This window comes from Bacillus sp. B15-48 (assembly GCF_016879755.1).
Lineage (GTDB): Bacteria > Bacillota > Bacilli > Bacillales > Cytobacillaceae > Mesobacillus_B.
In genome coordinates, this window is the sequence record NZ_WOFU01000001.1 from 645,591 (window position 1) to 665,094 (window position 19,504).

General features: G+C 39.9%; 19 protein-coding genes. 1 reads left to right on the forward strand and 18 read right to left on the reverse strand.

All coding sequences use genetic code 11. The features are described from left to right. Window positions 1-6: 6 nt before the first annotated feature. The 7 genes from GNT69_RS02955 to GNT69_RS25795 form a co-directional block, all read right to left on the reverse strand. Entirely contained in the window at window positions 7-813 is an 807-nt protein-coding gene (locus GNT69_RS02955) for an energy-coupling factor ABC transporter ATP-binding protein (protein ID WP_203553448.1), read from the reverse strand. Further along, a complete protein-coding gene (locus tag GNT69_RS02960; protein WP_203553449.1) occupies window positions 810-1,673 on the reverse strand; it encodes an energy-coupling factor ABC transporter ATP-binding protein in 864 nt (287 codons plus the stop codon). Before GNT69_RS02960 ends, GNT69_RS02955 begins: the two co-directional genes overlap by 4 nt. Next, on the reverse strand, window positions 1,670-2,413 hold the full coding sequence (locus GNT69_RS02965; RefSeq protein ID WP_203553450.1) for an energy-coupling factor transporter transmembrane component T: 744 nt from the start codon (window positions 2,411-2,413) through the stop codon (window positions 1,670-1,672). Before GNT69_RS02965 ends, GNT69_RS02960 begins: the two co-directional genes overlap by 4 nt. A 23-nt stretch (window positions 2,414-2,436) precedes the next feature. Continuing rightward, on the reverse strand, window positions 2,437-3,036 hold the full coding sequence (locus GNT69_RS02970) for an ECF transporter S component (RefSeq protein WP_239093997.1): 600 nt from the start codon (window positions 3,034-3,036) through the stop codon (window positions 2,437-2,439). A gap of 63 nt (window positions 3,037-3,099) precedes the next feature. Next, window positions 3,100-4,101 (reverse strand): LacI family DNA-binding transcriptional regulator, encoded by a 1,002-nt coding sequence (locus GNT69_RS02975; protein WP_203553452.1) that lies wholly within the window; start codon window positions 4,099-4,101, stop codon window positions 3,100-3,102. A gap of 260 nt (window positions 4,102-4,361) precedes the next feature. Beyond that, entirely contained in the window at window positions 4,362-5,915 is a 1,554-nt protein-coding gene (locus GNT69_RS02980; RefSeq protein ID WP_203553453.1) for a glycine betaine uptake BCCT transporter, read from the reverse strand. A 110-nt stretch (window positions 5,916-6,025) separates the two neighbouring features. Next, the gene (locus tag GNT69_RS25795; RefSeq protein ID WP_275411159.1) at window positions 6,026-6,151 is read right to left on the reverse strand and encodes a hypothetical protein; all 126 of its coding nucleotides are present in this window, start codon (window positions 6,149-6,151) and stop codon (window positions 6,026-6,028) included. Between the two features lie 453 nt (window positions 6,152-6,604). On the opposite strand from GNT69_RS25795, the gene GNT69_RS02985 reads away from it, so the two are divergent. Beyond that, complete coding sequence (locus GNT69_RS02985; protein WP_203553454.1) at window positions 6,605-7,138, forward strand: hypothetical protein; 534 nt, start codon at window positions 6,605-6,607, stop codon at window positions 7,136-7,138. A gap of 108 nt (window positions 7,139-7,246) precedes the next feature. Here the strand turns inward: GNT69_RS02985 and GNT69_RS02990 are convergent, their stop codons facing one another. The 11 genes from GNT69_RS02990 to GNT69_RS03040 form a co-directional block, all read right to left on the reverse strand. After that, on the reverse strand, window positions 7,247-8,023 hold the full coding sequence (locus tag GNT69_RS02990; protein WP_203553455.1) for an REP-associated tyrosine transposase: 777 nt from the start codon (window positions 8,021-8,023) through the stop codon (window positions 7,247-7,249). A gap of 529 nt (window positions 8,024-8,552) precedes the next feature. Then, complete coding sequence (locus tag GNT69_RS02995) at window positions 8,553-10,415, reverse strand: PTS fructose transporter subunit IIABC (protein ID WP_203553456.1); 1,863 nt, start codon at window positions 10,413-10,415, stop codon at window positions 8,553-8,555. A gap of 11 nt (window positions 10,416-10,426) precedes the next feature. Then, window positions 10,427-11,338: a 1-phosphofructokinase gene (gene pfkB, locus GNT69_RS03000; protein ID WP_203553457.1), complete on the reverse strand. Its 912-nt coding sequence runs from the start codon at window positions 11,336-11,338 to the stop codon at window positions 10,427-10,429. Continuing rightward, window positions 11,335-12,084, reverse strand: coding sequence for a DeoR/GlpR family DNA-binding transcription regulator (locus GNT69_RS03005; protein WP_203553458.1), 750 nt, complete (start codon window positions 12,082-12,084; stop codon window positions 11,335-11,337). Before GNT69_RS03005 ends, pfkB begins: the two co-directional genes overlap by 4 nt. 256 nt (window positions 12,085-12,340) lie before the next feature. Continuing rightward, a complete protein-coding gene (locus tag GNT69_RS03010) occupies window positions 12,341-13,360 on the reverse strand; it encodes a zinc-binding alcohol dehydrogenase family protein (RefSeq protein WP_203553459.1) in 1,020 nt (339 codons plus the stop codon). A 12-nt stretch (window positions 13,361-13,372) separates the two neighbouring features. Then, complete coding sequence (locus GNT69_RS03015) at window positions 13,373-14,647, reverse strand: TRAP transporter large permease (RefSeq protein ID WP_203553460.1); 1,275 nt, start codon at window positions 14,645-14,647, stop codon at window positions 13,373-13,375. Then, window positions 14,644-15,138 carry a TRAP transporter small permease gene (locus GNT69_RS03020; protein WP_203553461.1) on the reverse strand — a complete coding sequence of 165 codons (495 nt, stop codon included), beginning with the start codon at window positions 15,136-15,138 and terminating at the stop codon, window positions 14,644-14,646. Before GNT69_RS03020 ends, GNT69_RS03015 begins: the two co-directional genes overlap by 4 nt. A 67-nt stretch (window positions 15,139-15,205) precedes the next feature. Then, window positions 15,206-16,231, reverse strand: coding sequence for a TRAP transporter substrate-binding protein (locus GNT69_RS03025; RefSeq protein WP_203553462.1), 1,026 nt, complete (start codon window positions 16,229-16,231; stop codon window positions 15,206-15,208). Window positions 16,232-16,336: 105 nt separating this feature from the next. After that, the gene (locus GNT69_RS03030) at window positions 16,337-17,344 is read right to left on the reverse strand and encodes a LacI family DNA-binding transcriptional regulator (protein WP_203553463.1); all 1,008 of its coding nucleotides are present in this window, start codon (window positions 17,342-17,344) and stop codon (window positions 16,337-16,339) included. Window positions 17,345-17,726: 382 nt separating this feature from the next. Then, entirely contained in the window at window positions 17,727-18,632 is a 906-nt protein-coding gene (locus GNT69_RS03035; protein WP_203553464.1) for an aminopeptidase, read from the reverse strand. A 22-nt stretch (window positions 18,633-18,654) separates the two neighbouring features. Then, window positions 18,655-19,416: an IclR family transcriptional regulator gene (locus GNT69_RS03040; RefSeq protein WP_203553465.1), complete on the reverse strand. Its 762-nt coding sequence runs from the start codon at window positions 19,414-19,416 to the stop codon at window positions 18,655-18,657. Between the last annotated feature and the right edge of the window lie 88 nt (window positions 19,417-19,504).

Here is a 19,504-nt window from a genome sequence, read left to right on the forward strand (position 1 = left end):
ATCATCCTAATCATATTTATTAATATAATGAACCATTTCTTCTACATTTAAAATTTGGCTATTTAAACTCAATTTATTACTTAAACTGCTAATATATGGCTGTTTGAGTCTACCTTCTTTTAACACAGGTAGGTTCCAAAAGATTTCCCTTTTATCCGTATCAGCAATCTTTTTCTTATTCGCCATGACAATCACGCGGTTGAAATTTCGGACAACAAATTCCATATCATGGCTGATTGTGATTACCGTTTTCCCATCTTTATTTAGCTTGGCGATTGCAGCTGAGAGAACATCCATCGATACAGCATCCTGTCCAGCAGTAGGCTCATCCAAAATAATCACACTAGAATCCATCGCGATAATCGAAGCAATCGTGACAAACTTTCGAATCGAAAATGGTAGATTGTAAGGATGTTCCTTATAGTATGGTTTCAACCCCATCAGGTCTGCCGCATATTCGACATTATCTTTTACCTGCTCAGGAGACAAACCTAAATTCTTTGGTCCAAATTCAATTTCACTATAAACTTCATCATGGAAAATTTGTTCATCCGGGTTCTGGAAAACATATCCTACCTTTCGGGAAATTTGTGCGGTCGTATAATCTTTTGTGTTCCAGCCGTCGATGATGACATTTCCTTTTGTCGGCTTATAAAGCCCATTTAACAACTTCATCGTTGTCGTTTTCCCCGCCCCATTCTGGCCGATGATCGCAATTGATTCTCCTTTTTCAAACGACATATTCACATCTTCAATGGCGACAAAGCCATTCGGATATTGAAAGGTAATATTATCAAGTGTCAAATAGCTCATGCAGTAACTCCTTTCTTCCTTAGAAGGTTGGAAATGAGTGAAATCGCCTCGTCTTCTGTAATCGGAATTTTATGGATGCCTTCCTGATTCTTTTTAAGCTCTAATCCTAAATGTGAATACTGCGGCAACGCCCCATCGTGATCTAACACAGTGCTATCAGATAAAACATCCTTCGTTTTTCCCTGCATTTTAATTTGGCCATCCTTAAGAAGAACTATATAATCCGAGTACTGAGCGATTAATTCGATTTTATGTTCAACAAGAATGATTGTTTTCCCCGAGTTTTTCAGGATTTCGATAATTTTAAAAATCTCTTCTGTTCCATCTGGATCAAGCTGTGATGTTGGTTCATCGATAACGAGAATATCCGGTTCCATGACAATGATTGATGCAAAGGCCACTCGTTGTTTTTGCCCACCGGACATTTCATTCGGGTTGTTATCTCTCAAATGTTGAATATTGAGTAGATCGAGAACCCATTCCACTTTTTCTCTAATCGTTGGCACATCGACGCCGAGATTTTCTAATCCATAAGCAATTTCTTCAAAAACTGTGTCCTTAATTCCACTGATTTGTGTAAATGGGTTCTGGAAAACAAAACCAATCTGTTTTGCAAGATCACCCATTTCCCATTCGCGGATATCTTTGCCTTGTATGAGGAGCTCTCCCTGTAGCTTCCCTTTGTAAAAATGAGGGATATAGCCACGGATCGCATTACAGAGCGTCGTTTTTCCACTTCCATTTCCGCCAATTAGAGAATAGAGCTTCCCTTTTTCTATTTCCAAGTTAATGTCAGTTAAGATATCCTGTTTACTTGTTGGATATTTATAGGTCAAATTTTTTATTGAAATATAACTCATAGAAATCTCCACCCAATCACAATGATCAGTGCTAAACCAAACAAGATTCGCACAATTGTATCATTTTTTGTTTTTTCCAAATGATGCAAACTCGTTTTCTTCCCTACGACTGTAAATCCGCGCGCTTCTAGGGTAATAACCCTTTCCTCCGTACCCGAAATCGCACCAAGAATGAGTGGGCTCAAGGTAGGTAAAAAGGCCTTTGCTCTTACTTTTAAGTTCCCTTCTGTTTCGACCCCTCTAGACCGTTGGGCATCCATAATTGTTTTCGAAGTCCTTCTCAACTCTGGAATAATGCTGAGTGTCGAAAGCACGACATAACTTGCTTTCGGCGGAACTCCCATCTGCTCTAAAGAATAAACGAAATCTTTGATCGGTGTGATCGCAAAATAAAGAATAAATGCCGAACCTAAAGCGAGAATTCTAGAAGTTAAGACAAGGCTAAATTGAATCCCTTCCATTTTCATTTCGAAAATCCACCAACTCCACAGGACGTTCTCTCCTGGATAAAAGAAGATTTGCAGTAAGAAAATGATCAATACAATCGGGATTAATCCTTTTATTACAAGATTCACGACAGTCGGTTTCCCTGCTAATAGTGCGATCACTAACGCGACTAGTAGCAAGGAATACTGATAGATAAATCCTGGCACAATAAAAGCAGTAAGAAGAACAAAGAGCACAAATAAGAATTTGGTCGTCGGGTAAAGATTCAGTATTACGTCATTTATTTTTTTCATGATTAAAAGCTCCTTTATGGTGATTAGCTAGCATCTTTCATATACTGTTCTCCATAATGATGCTTTGACAAATATCGATCAGACATTTTTTTCACAATCCAAAATGCCACCATCACCGATACAATCTTATCGGCACTTTCAACAAACAGTTTTTGAGTAATAACCGCTGTCCAAATTTGTTGTCCTGAAGCGAGTAGAACGGCAGTAAATGTGTCAGATCCAGTACCGGAAATCCCACCAAACATTAAAACTTGAATTGGAGATGCAACCACAATAGTAACCAAAGTGATGATAACGCCTGCTACAATTGCACGTTTGAAATTTTTTAACATTCCGACAGTGGAAAGCAAACCTGCGGCAAATCCAATAGCCATACTAACTGGGGCAAAGGCAAAACTAACTGGATTGAATAATCCTTGAACTAAGTTTGTCACTCCTCCAGTAACCAAACCGACCCATGGACCTGCGACCATCCCAACAATCACTGTGCCAATCGCATTTAAGAATAGCGGCAATTTTAAAATTTGAACAATCTCGCCAATGACAACGTTAATCGCGACACCTACAGGAATTAGCAAAATAGCAATAAGTGTAAAATCATGTTTCCAACCCTTTTTTGTCATAATCATATCCTCCTCGGATGATAAAATGTGTTTTATAAAGATATAAAATCAATAATAAATGCTTTATTTCTTATAAACTTGACTACTATCCCCGATAATTAAATGGGGTTCTAGATTAATAGATTTTATCTGATTATTTTTATCATTGTTAATCTGATCAAGTAAGATTTCAGTTGCTAACTCGCCCATTCTGTAGGTGGGTTGATCGATTGTTGTTAATTTGGGTTGTAACAGCCGATTATATTTAATATTGTCAAAGCCTACTACTGAAAGATCATCAGGGATGGTTAAGCCAAACTCTTGGGCAGCTTGATAAACACCAAACGCCATTAGATCATTGAAAGCGAAAATAGCGGTAACACTATTTTCCTTGAGTAGTAGTTTTGCTGCTTCATAGCCTCCTTCCATTTGGTAATCTCCTGTTTTTATAAATGCTTGATTAATAGGAAGACCTGCTTCTTCCAGAGCCCGTTTATATCCTTTTAATCGATCTCGCGAACTCTGAATATTATCTGGACCAGTGATACAGCCAATTCTTTCATGTGAAAGCTCGATTAAATGTTTGGTAGCCATATAGCCAGCTTTTTCGTTATCAATACAGACTCCACTGAACTGATTTTCATCCAAACCACGGTCTAGTAAAACAATTGGGATGTTGTTGTTTAAGATTTCTTCAAATCCTCCATGTGCATAGGTGTAAATAACTCCATCCACACTTTTTTCCTTCATTAGATTAAAGTATTCTTTTTCTCTTTCGATATCTCCGTCTGTGTTGCATAAGAAGACCGTATAGTTGCTTTTTTTAGAGAAATCCTCAACCCCTCTTACTAACTCTGGAAAAAAGGGATTTCGAATGTCGGGAATAATCAGACCAATCGTGCTTGTCTTCTTTGTTATCATACTTCTCGCAATCGTATTGGGTTGATAATTATGTTCTTTAATCGCATCTAAAACTCTTTGTTTCGTTTCTTCCCTTATACCATCTGCTTTGTTATTAATGACCCTTGACACAGTAGCAATAGAAACGTTTGCATTTTTCGCAATATCCTTAATCGTTACAGCCATTTTCCACCTCCTTTACTGAGTTGAAACTCAATGTAAACGTTTTACTAAAACGTTTACATACAGATTATTATATAAATACTGATTTGTCAATAAATTATTTTTTTGATAATTCGGTGATTTTATAGGTTACTAGAGTGTAAAACGTGTCAATAGAATTAAAACAAACAAAAAGGCACACTCGAGTAAAAAATTACTGAATGTGCCTTTTGAAATGGACTTATAGTAAAGCCTTATTTATACTATTTAATTCAATAAATCATTTAGACAGCTTCCTTAACCTTCTCTTTGCTTTGTTTAGCTGTTTTCTTGCGTTCCATCCTTACTTGACTTAATCCGAGCTCTTTTGCTTCTTGATTTAAAGATTTTAGTAAGCTGCTGACCATTAATAACATAATGACTGAAAATGGCAGCGCGGCAATGATCATTGTATTTTGAAGAGCTTGCAAGCCCCCAGAATAAAGGAGAGCTAGCGTAGTAATTGAAAGGAAAACTCCCCAAGTCACTTTAATCGTTCTGCTTGGATTTTGCGAGCCATTTGTTGTCATCATCCCGAGAACAAACGTACCAGAATCCGCCGATGTCACAAAGAACGTGACAATGATTAAAATCGCTAACAGTGATAAGGCCATGCTGAACGGAAACCCTTCTAACACGCCGAAAAGAGATTCCTCGGCAGCTAAGGAAGAAATTGAAAGCAGCCCTGAAGCTTCAGTGGCAATCGCCGTACTTCCAAAGGTTGTAAACCAAAGGAATCCGATCAGTGACGGAACGAGTAAGACACCTACAATAAACTCTCGAATCGTCCGGCCCTTTGAGACTCTAGCAATGAACACACCAACAAATGGAGCCCAGGCAATCCACCATGCCCAATAAAAAATCGTCCAGCCATTAATCCATTCCCGGCCGCCTTCATTCAGAGGAGCAATTCGGAAACTCATGTTAATGAAATTTTGCAAATAGGCCCCTACTGTATCGGTAAATAAGTTAAGGATCAAAAGTGTTGGTCCAAAAATAAACACAACCAAGAAGAGGACAGCCGAAAGACCCATATTCATATTACTTAACGTTTTAATCCCTTTACTTAGACCCGTTAAAGCCGAAATCATAAACAATACAGTCACAACGAGAATGATGACGGTTTGGGTTGTCATCGTAATAGGTACGCCAAATAGGTAGGATAGTCCCCCATTAATTTGCATCGCACCAAACCCTAAAGAGGTGGCAACCCCCATCACCGTAGAAATGACCGCAATCACATCGATCGCTTTCCCGACAGCTCCATCCGCATGTTTCCCAATTAGCGGCCGTAACGTTCGACTAATTAAGCTTAGTTCGCCTTTTCTAAAGGTAAAATAGGCCAGAACCATCGCAACTGAACCATAGATGGCCCATGCATGAATCCCATAATGAAAGAATGTAAATCTCATTGCATCCTTAATTCCTTGATTCGTGCCCTCTTGGCCTGTAGGAGAACTAATCATGTAATGGCTAATAGGTTCAAATGTACCATAAAAAAGTAACCCAATCCCTATCCCTGCGCTAAAGAGCATTGCAAGCCAAGTTGGGCGGGAAAACTCAGGCTTATCCTCCTGTTTCCCGAGCTTAATCCGGCCAACTGGGCTTACTAATAAATAAAGACACACAAACACAAACAACGAAACAAGCACAAGGTAATACCACCCAAATGAATCCGTAATGAAACCTTGTGCACTACTTGTAACCTGTTCCAACGTTGTGGGCATCGTGATTCCCACCAAAACAAGACCAGTCATTATTGCTAATGATACGTAAAAAACCATTGAAGCATTTCTCATATAAAATTTTAACTCCCATCTTTGATTGTGAAACACCGGGACGGTTCTGCTGTTTCTATTAAACTATAACAAGAAAGGTGAAATAAATCACATTCGAGATTCAAGCTTATTTACGGCTCTCGTCCTCCTAATCCTTCATAGAAAAGGCAATCAAGATATTTTCTTAATATAACTCTCGAATCCTCTTGATCTGGCCGAAACACGGACGAAACACCGGGACGGTTCTGCTGTTTCAAAGAACATTCTCCTAAAAGATGGAACTAAATAAGGGTTCACACGTATATAAATTGAGGAATTGCAGTAGAAAGAGATTCAACAAAGTGTAATCGTTTTAATTAACATCAGCTTAAAAAAGGGGAGTAGCAAATGAAACATTTTTAAAAAATAGAATGTCCAGAATGTGGTGGGAAAGAATTAGAGAAAGGGGAACATAGTGGGCATAGAGTGAAGCAACTAGATAATAAGATAAGTTTAGAGTCAGATATTGAATACATTATTTGTACAGAATGTGGATATACTATTGAAGGCTATGTAAAAAACGAGAAAAATTTTAAGCAGACCTTTTTTTGAGGTAAAATATAAGGAAAACAGTGGGATCGCTCTCGTGTTTCTGTTGAATAGGGAAAGGCAAAAACCAGTTCGCACTAGAAAAACGGGAGAACTGTCCGCTTGCTCAAGAGGTGACGTTAATGATGATTGAACCAATCGAAATTGAATACTCATTAAAATTTGAAACAGACCTAAATATCATAAATGGATCAGGGCGCATTTATACTTATCTAGATGATGAGTATGAGGAAGAGACAAGCATTGGTCATCTTTCCTTTAATTATTATAACGGCTTTGAATTAGGCGATGAATTGCTGCTTGCAGCTGATGCTGTATCCGGTGATGAACTGTATATGGTTAACACCCTGCTAGAAAATGATTTTGAATATGATATGAGGCTCGTTACACTTGATCAAATAACAATTAATAAACAATTTTATACGGAAGAACTAGAAAAAGAGATTTTAGAAAGCTTTATTCAATACTGCAAGTACATGATGCTTGATTACTTGTTAGTGATTGCTACTAACCCTCAGAAAGGCTCAAAACAAGGTGTTCTTGAATTTCCCCATTTAAAACTGTATAAGGAATTCGGTTTTGAAAATATTGGAGGAAGTGAAAACCAATCCCCTGTTATGCTAAAGTCCTTAGGAGAGAACTTTTATGAATGGTAACCCAAAATACCAAGTATTAGTGGAAGAAAAGGCAGGAAAACGATTTTAAAAAAATTATGTAATAGCTCAGCGGGGAGATTACCGTCCCGCTGTTTCACTCTGTTTTGTTCAAGCCCTAAAGACGAGTGTCAACGGAACTCCCAGTATTCTCGCGATCTGACGTAATGATATTCCGTCTATTCTTTTTACTTTTCGCAGTATTTCGTTTCTCTCTTCCTTAGGCAAGCTTTTTACTTCCGGAATCTCTATCATCGAAAGAATCTCCTTCATTTTCAGACTAGCTTCTTCATCTGTTAACCTCCTATCGTTCTCTTTCTCTTCCAGACATTGATCATCATTTTTACTTTCATTAAATGCCTTAAATTGCTCTTCAGCGACTTTTATATCCGGAGAAAACATTTTTAAAAGTAAATGACGATCCAGTATCCCTCGAGGGTAGATTTCTTGACCATAGTACCCGCGACAGCTGCTCCACTTCCAATCATCCGGTCGCATCACCATCCCAGCCTTTACTGGATTTTGATGAATATATCTAACAACTGTTAGGAAATAGGAGCGTTCCTCCACATTTTCACTTTTGAACCGATCTTGGAAAAGGTGGCCTGTTGTATTGTATTTCATATTATAGGATCTGGCATAACTCACACCGATTCGTTTCATCGTATCGGAAATACTTTCATCCCCTTCCTTCACTAACAGGTGGACATGATTATTCATTAAACACCATGCAAAGATGCTAAACTTCAACTTCAACTTATATTTTTTCAAAATATCTAAAAACGTTTCCCAATCCTCTTCATCATGGAAAATCTCCTGCCGGTTTGCTCCTCTCCAAATAAGGTGATAGGTTCCTGTTTTACTTTTCACTCTCGCTACACGAGGCACGTCAAACACCGCCATTCATTTGGTTATTTTATAGTTTTTATACTTTTCCTGCTTAAGTCTATGCTTTCGAAAGATGCGTCCTCTTCGAATGCGCTTGCACTAAATAGATCATCGGGAATGCCACAGCTACAAATGATAAAAATGAAGGGTATAATAAAGTCATCGGAAATCGGTGGAAGATCGAGAGGAATAAATCCTGGGCTGGACATATCTGAAATATGTCTTGAAATAACTGAGCGATAATAAAATAGGCCATCGGGGGTAAAGCAATTATTTGGTGGTCATGAAGGGAAAGTAATAGATATAGAAGTAAATGTTTGTTTATTTGCTAGTGTTGGCATGGTGAAAAAAGGGAATAAACGAAGGGATTTGAAGAAAAGCGAGTTTTATAGACTCATAATTTTTATTCTATTTTCTACTTCTAAATTCCTGCTATTTTGCTAAAAAATTAGGAAAAGTTGCATCCCCCATGGAATGGGTTAGTGCGCATGGAAAAATTTAGGGAAACGGCAGAACCGTCCCCCTGTTTCTACACTGGTTTTTTTAAGATTCCTAATAAAATCGCTGAGACAAGTGCTCCTACGACAACGGCCAATAGATAGAGCAGCCAGTTGCCGTCAACTAGCGGGAACACAAAGACTCCACCATGAGGGGCACGCAGGCTGATTCCAAATAACATCGACAATCCTCCTGCAACCGCTGATCCAACCATTACCGATGGAATCACTCTAGCCGGATCGGCTGCGGCGAACGGAATCGCTCCTTCGGTAATAAACGAGAATCCCATAATATAATTCACTTTTCCAGCCTGCTGGTCTTGTTTGCTAAATTTCTTTTTAAAGAGTGTAGTAGCTAACGCGATTCCGAGCGGCGGCACCATCCCTGCTGCCATGATTGCAGCCATCGGCTCGTAAACACCGTTTGCCAATAAACCAGTCCCAAATACATAGGCCGCTTTATTGATCGGTCCACCCATATCAAATGACATCATCAATCCTAAAATAATTCCTAACAACACGGCATTTCCTGTCCCAAGGCCGGATAACCAGTCTGATATCGCTGTATTTAAAGCTCCCACCGGATTGTTGACGACAAAAAGCATGATTAGTCCAGTTAGAGCGATACCAAATAATGGGTAAAGTAAAATCGTTTTAATTCCTTCTAATGACGCAGGCAGTCCTTTAAATACGTTCTTTAAGCCAACAACTAGGTAACCAGCTAAGAACCCTGCTACAAGTCCACCTAAAAAACCTGCTCCGCCGGTTGCCGCTAAAAGACCGCCAACCATACCTGGGGCAAACCCTGGACGGTCAGCAATACTCATCGCAATGAACCCGGCCAATACCGGAATCATCAGTCCAAAGGCATTTCCGCCGCCAATCGTATTTAAAGCCGCGGCAAACGCATTATAAGATGGATCATCAGGGTTTACCGCATTAATGCCAAACATAAAGCTGATCGCGATCAGGATTCCACCGCCGACCACAAACGGCAGCATATTGGAAACCCCGTTCATTAAATGCTTGTAAATTGTTGACCCGATGCCTCTTTTTTCTTCTTTTTCATTTTTAGCCGCTTCATTGCCGTGATAGCGGGGAGCATCTTGTTTCAAAGCCCTCTCAATTAATTCTTGCGGCTTACGAATCCCATCGGCAACAGCGGTCTCAATCACATGTTTTCCGTTAAAACGGTTCATTTCAACTTTTGTATCCGCAGCCACAATAACAGCAACAGCTTCTTCAATTTCCTGAGCGGTTAAGCTATTTTTCACTCCGCTTGATCCGTTTGTCTCAACCTTTATATCCACACCCATTTCAGCAGCTTTTGCTTTCAATGAATCCGCCGCCATGTAAGTGTGAGCGATTCCCGTCGGACAAGCTGTAACGGCAATAATAAAATTCTTTTTGCCTGCCATCGACTCGTCTTCTACTTCATCTTCCTCATCATAATGATCAATGATGGTTAACACATCTTGTTCTGTCTTCGCTTCTAATAATTGGTTCCTTACCTCTTCGTTCATTAAAATCGATGATAGTCTCGATAAGGCCTCTAAATGGGTACTGTTTGCGCCATCTGGTGCCGCGATCATAAAGAATAAATGTGCAGGTTGTCCATCTAACGATTCATAATCCACGCCGTCAGTTGAACGCCCAAACGCAATCGCCGCTTGTTTAACCGCCGTCGTTTTCGCATGAGGAATCGCAATACCTTCACCAATGCCAGTCGTGCTTTGTTCTTCTCGTTTTAAAATCGCTTCTTTGAACATTTGCCGGTCTGATAAAATATGTGCAGAATCTAACACGTTCACAAGATCTTCAATCGCATCCAGTTTTTCACTACCATTTATAGATAAACAAATTGTGTCTTTTGTTAATAGTTTTGTAATTTTCATAAGGATTCTCCTTAACGCTTTTCTATGTGGACTTGCTCAAGCAATTCTTCCACGTTTTCACGAGTGCATAGTCCAAGTGAAAAAGCGGTCGCACTGCCAGCAGCAACACTATATTTGAAGGCTTCTTCCACGTTTCCTATTTTTTCAAATGTGGCCATAAACGCAGCAACCATTGAATCTCCCGCTCCCACAGAACTTTTCATTTCCCCTTTTGGAACATTTGCGACTAATGTGCATGCTTCATTCAAAAATACCGCACCTTTATCAGCTAATGAGACGATGACATTTTGCACACCCATGTTGATCAGCTCTCGACCATGGGGGATCGCATCTGCAATACTGTCAATTTTTGTTTGAAAGAACTCACCAAGCTCATGATGATTTGGTTTGATTAAAAATGGTTTCAACGGAACAATTCGTTTTAACAGGTCACCTTCTGCATCAACGACAAATTTAGTCCGATTCTGAATGCAGATTTCAATCAATTCTTCATACATCGTTTCCGGCATCGAAGCAGGGATGCTGCCTGCCAGGATGAGGCAATCCTCGCTCGTTAAGCGATTGATTTTGCTTTTTAAAGAGCTTACTTCATCAGATGTAACTGTAGGCCCGTTTGCATTGATTTCGGTCTCTTGTTCTGAGCGCAACTTGATGTTCATTCGTGTATCGCCTTTTATTTCCACAAATTCCGTTTCAATGTCGATGGATTTTAGATAATTTTCAATGTAGGCCCCTGTAAATCCACCAAGGAAACCCATCGCTTTGCTTCTTACATCAAACTTTTTCAAAACTTGGGAAACATTAATACCTTTGCCTCCAGGAAATTTTGCTTCTGTTTTTGTTCGGTTCAATTGTCCTAACGTCATTTCATCGACTTCGACGATGTAGTCAAGTGATGGATTCAACGTAACTGTATAAATCATGCTGTCACAACCTTAATTTTTGTTTGACTAATAAAAAGTTCTTCTGCTTCCGCGCTTAAATGATCGGTAATAATGGAGGCTTCACTTAGCTCAGCAATCTTGGCAAATGCCACTTCGGAAAACTTCGATTCATCCGCAAGGACAAAGCTTTCCCTCGCAAGGGATAAAGCCATTTGTTTAATTGAGGCTTCCTCTTGATCGGGTGTCGTATACCCATACTGTGGATGAATTCCGTTTACACCTAGAAAGCATTTATCAAAACGATATTTTTCCAGGCTATCGACGGCTCCCCGACCGACCATTGCCTTTGTTGTCGGCTTAATAAAGCCACCAATTAAATAGGTTTTAATCTCTTTTTCAAGCAGTTCGTTTGCATGTGTTAATCCATTTGTGACAACAACGATATTGCTTGGAAGATACGGAATCATTTCCAGAATCGTCGAGCCAGCATCTAAATAAATGCTCTCTCCCTCTTCCACTAATTTCGCAGCAAATTGAGCAATCTGGTTCTTTGCTTGAAGGTTTTTGGAAGATTTCTCTGTCATCGTCGGTTCAGTAAGATTCCCTTGTAGTCTTGCCGCGCCTCCATGAACTCTCTTCAGCAGATTTCTTTGCTCTAGTTGAGTTAGATCTCTACGGATCGTTGATTCAGAGGAGTTTGTCAACTCAACAAGTTCTTGGAGCTTGACCGTATTCTTATTCTTTAATGCTTCTAAAATTTTTTGGTGGCGTTCTGGTTCTAGCAAAAGATAACCTCCTAAAACGCTTTCATAATCTCAACACAATTGTATTTTACTTCCGAAACCATCAAAAGTCAATCAAAATGAATCATAAACAATCACAAACAACCAAATAGGGTCAGTCCCCCAGTAAAGTAATACGTTACCGTGGCGGGGGACTGACCTCCATGGAAAAATTTAGGGAAACGGCAGAACCGTCCCCCTGTTTCACAAACAAAAAGGACGGTTCACCTGTCTTTTCAAACAGGTGAACCGTCCCATGCTATTCAAACACGATGAGTGCTTTTCTGACTGTGTCTGGGTTTTCTTCGACGTATTTGAAGGCTTCTTTTACGTCATTAAGGGCGAATTTGTGTGTGACTAGGCCGTTATGTTGTAGTTTCTTTTCGTTTAGTAACTGAACTACTTTTTTAAATTGGTTTGTTTGCAAGCGTGAACCAACGATTGCTAGTTCTTTCTTTGTGATTGGCAGCTGCGAGATCTGCGATGGACGCTCATCGAAGCCTAATACGACGACTGTCCCTGCAACAGAAGCAACTTTCGGACCTAATTCAAATGTAAACGGCAGACAGACGGCATCAACAACAACATTAGCTCCTTCGCCATTTGTATATTCCATGACCTTCGCTTCGACCTCTTCACTTCCGGCATGAATGATGAAGTCTGCTCCATTTTCCTTGGCAAACGCCAGGCGTTCTTCTTTTAAGTCAGAAATCATCACGGTTGCCCCTGCAAGCTTCGCCATTTTTAAGGCACAAATGCCGATCGGCCCTGCACCTTGAATGAATACCGTATCCCCTTCTTGAACATTGCCGCGCCATGTCGCTTGGGCACCAATCGTATAAGGCTCCGCTAACACCACTTCGTCCCAATCAAGGGAAGGGTCAACTCGATGCAATTGTTTTTCAGGAAGAACGACAAATTCTCGCATGCCTCCATCTTCATGAACTCCAAATACGGAAAGTTCTTTACACACATTTGGACGTCCTTGACGGCAAGCATAGCATTTTCCACAATAACGGATTGGCTCGACAACAACATGATCACCAGGTTTCAAATTGGTTACCGCTTCACCAACGGAAACTACCTCTCCAGCGACCTCATGGCCAACAACGCGCGGATAAGTCGCAAGCGGATTCGTTCCGTGGTAAATATGCATGTCAGATCCGCATATTCCTACACGCTTAATTTTTACAAGCACTTCATTTGCGTTACTAATTACAGGTTGTTCCACTTCTTCTAAAATAATTTCATGTGGTTTTGGAATACGAACGGCTTTCATAATTTAACACTCCTAGTCAAATAAACTTGGTAAATACAACGTAATACTCGGTACAAAGGCAACAAGCAAGAGGATGAATAATAGAACACTAATAAACGGAACCAATTCCCTTACTGCGGTTCCCATTGAAACCTTTCCAATCTGGGAAGCAACGAATAAACAAACCCCGACCGGCGGCGTCACCAGACCGATCACCATCGCTAATACCATTGTGACCCCAAATTGAATTGGGTCCATGCCAATTTGTAAGGCAACAGGCAAAAGAACTGGGAAGAGAATAACTAACCCGGCAATCGTCTCCATAAATGTACCGACAAATAAAACAAGTAAAATAATTAACAACACAACAATCACAGAATTTGTTGAAATTCCTAATATCGTATCGGCAACCATTTGTGGAATCTGTTCAGCGACTAAAATCCAGCCAAAAAGGTTGGCAAAGCCGACAAGCAGCATGATCGCTGCGGTTGATGTGATTGTTGACAACATGATTTCCGGAATTTTTTTAACAGGCAGTTCCTTGTAAACAAAAATGCCGATTACAAATGCATAAAGAACAGCGACAACAGATGCCTCTGTTGGAGTGAAAATCCCGCCTAAAATTCCATAAAGAATAATTACAGTCATAAACAGCGCCCAAAATGCACCAGTAAAGCTTTTCCAAATTTCTTTTAATGAAGATTTTTCACCTTTTGGATAGTTTCTCTTTACAGAAATCAGATAGGTTGGAATCATTAAACCTAAACCAATCAAAACCCCCGGAACAATCCCAGCTAAAAACAAGTCACCAATTGATAACGAAGCAAGGGTACCAACAATAATCATTGGCAGTGATGGTGGGATGATCGGTCCAACTACTGAGGAAGATGCTGTTATGGCAGAGGAGAATCCGGCACCATAGCCTTGCTTTTTCATTGCTGGAATTAAAATCGAACCAATACTTGCGGTATCAGCTAATGCCGTTCCTGAAATTCCCCCGAATCCCATCGAAGCACCAACGTTTGCTAACCCAAGTCCACCGCGAACGTTTCCGACTAGTCTATTAGCAAACTCGATAATTCGGTCAGTAATTCCGCCGGAGTTCATCAAGTTTCCAGCGAGAATAAACCCAGGAATACAGAGCAAAACGAATGAGTTTAAGCCACCGAACATCCTTTGCGGAATGATGTTTAAGGGGATATCATTTATAAATAAATAGAGCAGTGATGATAATCCTAAACTAAATGCGACCGGAACACCGACAAAGATTAAAACAAGAAATGAAACAAATAACAGCAGGGCCATCATAGTTCTCCACCCCCATCCACTTCATATGGGTTCTTTTTATTCGTAAATAACCAGCCAATTTTCACAAGTGAAAAGAGAAGCAAGAACAGACTCATGATCAAAATCGTGGCATGGATAACGGACATTTGAAACGGCATTGTTGCCGAAGATTGCACTTTGCCAAGTTGGACAAACGTATACGATTCTTTCACCATCACGGCACTTAAAGCTAAAATTGTGAAATTAATTACAATGTCATAGATTTTTCTCACTTTCCCTTTAAATCGACCGACAATCATATCAACCGCGATGTAATCATTTCGCAGCAATGCAAGCGGCGCCCCAAAACAAATCGCATATAGGAACAGATAACGTGTTAACTCTTCTGTCCAAATGTAAGAATAAGGTAAAAATCGTGATCCTATTTGAATCGAAACGGTGATGATCACACCGGCGAGACATAGGATAGCTAAGACGGACATGATTCTCGTTACCCATTTTAAGAAGGTCATGGTGCAAAACTACTCCTTTCAAGAAAAATGAGGCTGTTAAAAGGAACAGCCTCATTCTTTTTTCATATTATTCAACAGCTAGAATTCTTTCATAAAGGTCAAGCTGGTCTTCTGATAAAGACGATTCGATCGCTGGTTTCATTGCTTCGCGGAACGCATCTTGATCGACTTCAACGAATTCCATACCTTCTGCTTTTAAATCTTCCGTAATTTGCACAATTTCAGAGTCTAATAGGCCTGCTGCAAACGCTTGTGCTTCTGCTGCTGCTTCTTGAACGGCTGCACGCTGCTCATCTGTTAATGCGTCAAATTGCTTATTACCAACTAGAATGTAGATCCAAGAATGCACATGCTCTGTTTGGTTGACATAGCCTTGAACTTCATATAATGCACCACTCTTAATTAGGTCAACAGGGTTTTCTTGACCTTTGATGACGCCTGACTGAATCCCAGTGAACACTTCGTTAAAGTCCATAACTTGCGGTTTTGCTCCCGCTGCTTGCCATGCGTTTAAGAATAGTGGCACGTTCGGAACACGCATTGAAAATCCATTTAAATCTGCAGGCGTTTGAATTGCCTCAGTAGATGTTAAGTTACGTGGTGCACGCTGCATATAAAATAATGGAGTTAAGCCAGCCTTTTCATGAATTTCAGCTGCAATTTCATCACCAATTTCACCTTCGACAACTGCTCTTACATGATCAGCATCTCTAAATGCATACGGTGTAGCCATTAATGCTGCTTTTGGTGCCCAGTTTTGTAAAGTTTCACCTGAAATTACAAGATCAGCCGTACCAGCGGCAATCGCATTAATTGTGTCCGTTTCTCCACCTAAAGTGTTGCTTGGGAAAACAGTAATTTCAATTTGACCATCTGTCTTTTCATTAACTAAATTTGCAAACTCTTGAGACGTTTTATGCCAAATATGATTTTCATCTGCTAAATGTCCTAGTTTCCATTTAATCGTTTTCCCAGCATTTGCTGCGCCATCTGAACCGTCGCCTGAAGCTTCATCTGAAGAACCACCGCCACATGCGGCTAATAATAAGACAATTGCTAACAATGCTGATAGAATACTAAACTTTTTCTTCAATTTAATTTCCCCCTCATATCTATTTTAAAATTTTTGTTTTACTATAATTAGTTGGTTATAGACTCCCTAATCCCCCCTTTCAAATCATGCTTTTCAGCACTTACTTCAAACAGATTCCCGTTCAATTAAAATCGGCGGATAGCGTAAAATTTGATATTCTTCTTTGAGCTCTTCATGATTAATTAACTCAAGAATCAAATTTGCTGCGTCTTTCCCCATCTCATGGGTAGGCTGAGCAACAACCGTAATCGCCGGTGTCGACGCCGCCAAAAATGGTGAATCATCCATTGTGATCACGCTTACATCTCTAGGAACTAATATGTGTTGCGCTTTCAAAAAAGTAACTAGTTCAATCGCCGCCATCCCATTAATCGCATAAAAAGCATTGGGACGGTTCGCTTGATCCTGCCAAAGTGATAGCAATTGCTTATTCATTTCAGGAGAGTCCGCTGTTATGATCCATTTTTCATTTACAGGTAGTCCGTTTTTAAGCAATGCTTTTTTATAACCTTCGATACGTTCAAGACGCGGTGTGATTCCGCTTTCAATCGATTGCGCTACTAAACATATTTTTGTTTTTCCAGATTTAAGGAAGCACTCAACGACTAATTCCGATGCTTTCTCGTTATCTAGCAAAACGGTCGGATAAATGATCGGTTCCATTTTACGGTCAATAAACACTACCGGGAATTGAGATTTTTTTAATTTTTTATAAATCTCTGTATTTCCGGATGTTGGAAAAATCAATAAACCATCTACTTGTTTAGCCATTAGCATGTTAATATAACTGCGTTCTTTAGCTGGGTCATCATCTGCATTACAGACGAAAATATGAAAATCATTTTGTTTACATGTATCCTCAATGACTCTAATAATCTCCGTTGTAAATGAATGCATGATATTGGCAACAATAACACCTATCGTCGCTGACTTTTTCTGCTTTAAACTCTTGGCTACATAATTGGGGATATACCCAAGCTCTTTGATTGCGTTTTCAATTCTTTCCTTTGTAGCTTGAGCCATATATTCATAGCGGCCATTGATATACTGAGATACCGTACTCTTAGAAACCTCTGCTTTGGCTGCAACATCTTTCATTGTGACTTTTCTCATTGCAATCCCTCTTCTAAACCGATTTAGTAAACCGGTTTAGTTAGAGTATATTTGAAAACACTTTCATTGGCAATACCTTATTTCAAAAAAATTTTTTTATACTTTGGTAATCCCATATTTCTCCAAAATCAGCTCTTTAGGAGGCTAAACCTTGTTCTTTTTGAGATAAAATGACAGGATAACAGTGGGATTGTTCTCGTGTTTCTGTTGAAACTTTTATGATTGATAACTAGAATTACCAAGCATTAGTAGAAAAAAAGGAAGGAAAACCATTGAAAAAGTTATTTTTAAGCTAAGGCGGGCAGATTACCGCTCATTTATTAGTGGTAGTTGTTGGTGAAAATGGGGGTATTTAGGGAAACGGCAGAACCGTCCCCATGTTTCAAATTTCAATTATCGGATTTTTGATGACGCAGTCGATGTGGACGCCGGCTTCGGTTGTTCCGCCGAATGATTTGTTGCTGCCGAAGGCGATGTGAGCGGTTCCATAGACTTTTTCATCTTCTAATACGTTTCCGGTTAGGCGGGCGTTTTTATTTGTGCCGATGCCGAATTCGGCGATGATTCTACCGTCTCCGTCACCAAGTAATTCTAGTAATTTCTTTCCTTCTTCACCTGTAGCATCTACTAATCTCCCATTTTCGATTGTTAATAATACAGGTTCACGGACAAGGCCGATTCCAGCGATGGCCCCGTCGATGAGCATCGTTCCATTCGCGGAATCTTCGATTGGCGCAATATAGCTTTCACCAGAAGGTAGATTGCCCGATTGTCCTTGTTCACGGAAGACACCGGTACTCGCGATCGCTTTTCTTCCTTTTATTGAAAAAGTTAAGCTTGTATCCTCTTTCTTAATCGTTACTTGCTCGCCATCATTAAGCAGACCGCAATAATGATCTGTCAGCTTCTCAACCTCTGCATAATCTGCGGTAATGGCTCCGTAATGGAGCATATCGATGGTAATCCCCGGCATTGTCGCAACTCGTGCACCTTGAGCGGAAGCTTCTTTCCGAGCATTTGTATGGGTAAGAGAATGATGCGTGATGCACAAAACAACTTCTGCTGATTTCATTGCAGTGGCGACTGTTCTCGGTGGCTCTTCACCTGATTTGCTTCTTGTCGGCATTTCCAGCAGCAATGTTTCATTTCCCAACAGCATACCAGAATGATAAAAAACATCAGCAACTTTTCTTGATTCTGCATCGGTAACAATTAAAATCTCTTCATCTTCTTTAATATTAAGATTATATTTTAGGATTGATTTCCCCACTTCAATCAATTCATCCATCTATTCTAACCTCCAAAGCATGTTAAACTTTTAATTTTAATTGGTACCTTTGAATAATTTGACTGATTTCATCTCTTGTCTCTTGTAGAAGGGGCAAAAAATCCTCTATTTTTTCATCAGACATTCGATAAACAGGACCTGAAACGGTAACAGAACCGATGATTTCTTCATGATCAAACAACGGCACAGCGATAGCGATGACATCTGCCGTATACTCTCCAAGGCTTTTGGCCCATCCTTGCTGCCTGATGCTGTCAAGCTCGGTTCTTAATTCGTCTCCATCTGTCATTGTCTTCTCTGTATACTTTTTCATATCAGAGGCAATCACAGATTCAATGACCTCATCAGGCAAATAAGCTAAGATTGAACGGTATGAAGCACCAACGTATAATGGCGCTCTGCTCCCTACTGAAACGGAGAATTTCACTTTATTTTCAGGTTCGACCGTTGCAAGTGTCACTGCTTCATTCCGGTCAAGAACGGTCAAGAAGATCGATTCCCCCGTTTTATCCTTTAGCCGCTCAAGAGCAGGATAGATTAACGTATGAACATTAAGATTTTCATACATGATCATCCCCAATTCCCACGTGGCATATCCTAATGAATATTTTTTCGTCACTTTATCTTTAGAAATAAAGCGATTTTTTTCAAACGTTTCAAGAATCCGATAAATATTTGTATGATTTACCCCAATCTCACTTGCCAATTCTCTTACGCCCCAAACTGGCTTTTCCCGCGTAAACATCATCAGGACTTTTAACGCCAGATCCAATGTTTTTAACATTCGACATCCTCCTTTCCCAGACAATTTCTATCTTAAAGATACCATACGAATCTAGCAGTTTTCCGATTGATGAGAAAAACTGCTAGAT

Excerpts from the sequence above, each read along its gene's own strand:
- pfkB (WP_203553457.1), bottom strand. The coding sequence starts at position 11,338 with ATGATTTATACAGTTACGTTGAATCCATCACTTGACTACATCGTCGAA.
- GNT69_RS02970 (WP_239093997.1), bottom strand. The coding sequence starts at position 3,036 with ATGACAAAAAAGGGTTGGAAACATGATTTTACACTTATTGCTATTTTG.
- GNT69_RS03015 (WP_203553460.1), bottom strand. The coding sequence starts at position 14,647 with ATGATGGCCCTGCTGTTATTTGTTTCATTTCTTGTTTTAATCTTTGTC.
- GNT69_RS02965 (WP_203553450.1), bottom strand. The coding sequence starts at position 2,413 with ATGAAAAAAATAAATGACGTAATACTGAATCTTTACCCGACGACCAAA.
- GNT69_RS03035 (WP_203553464.1), bottom strand. The coding sequence starts at position 18,632 with ATGGATGAATTGATTGAAGTGGGGAAATCAATCCTAAAATATAATCTT.
- GNT69_RS03010 (WP_203553459.1), bottom strand. The coding sequence starts at position 13,360 with ATGAAAGCCGTTCGTATTCCAAAACCACATGAAATTATTTTAGAAGAA.
- GNT69_RS02960 (WP_203553449.1), bottom strand. The coding sequence starts at position 1,673 with ATGAGTTATATTTCAATAAAAAATTTGACCTATAAATATCCAACAAGT.
- GNT69_RS02995 (WP_203553456.1), bottom strand. The coding sequence starts at position 10,415 with ATGAAAATTACAAAACTATTAACAAAAGACACAATTTGTTTATCTATA.
- GNT69_RS03030 (WP_203553463.1), bottom strand. The coding sequence starts at position 17,344 with ATGAGAAAAGTCACAATGAAAGATGTTGCAGCCAAAGCAGAGGTTTCT.
- GNT69_RS02975 (WP_203553452.1), bottom strand. The coding sequence starts at position 4,101 with ATGGCTGTAACGATTAAGGATATTGCGAAAAATGCAAACGTTTCTATT.
- GNT69_RS02955 (WP_203553448.1), bottom strand. The coding sequence starts at position 813 with ATGAGCTATTTGACACTTGATAATATTACCTTTCAATATCCGAATGGC.
- GNT69_RS03040 (WP_203553465.1), bottom strand. The coding sequence starts at position 19,416 with ATGTTAAAAACATTGGATCTGGCGTTAAAAGTCCTGATGATGTTTACG.
- GNT69_RS02985 (WP_203553454.1), top strand. The coding sequence starts at position 6,605 with ATGATGATTGAACCAATCGAAATTGAATACTCATTAAAATTTGAAACA.
- GNT69_RS02980 (WP_203553453.1), bottom strand. The coding sequence starts at position 5,915 with ATGAGAAATGCTTCAATGGTTTTTTACGTATCATTAGCAATAATGACT.
- GNT69_RS03020 (WP_203553461.1), bottom strand. The coding sequence starts at position 15,138 with ATGACCTTCTTAAAATGGGTAACGAGAATCATGTCCGTCTTAGCTATC.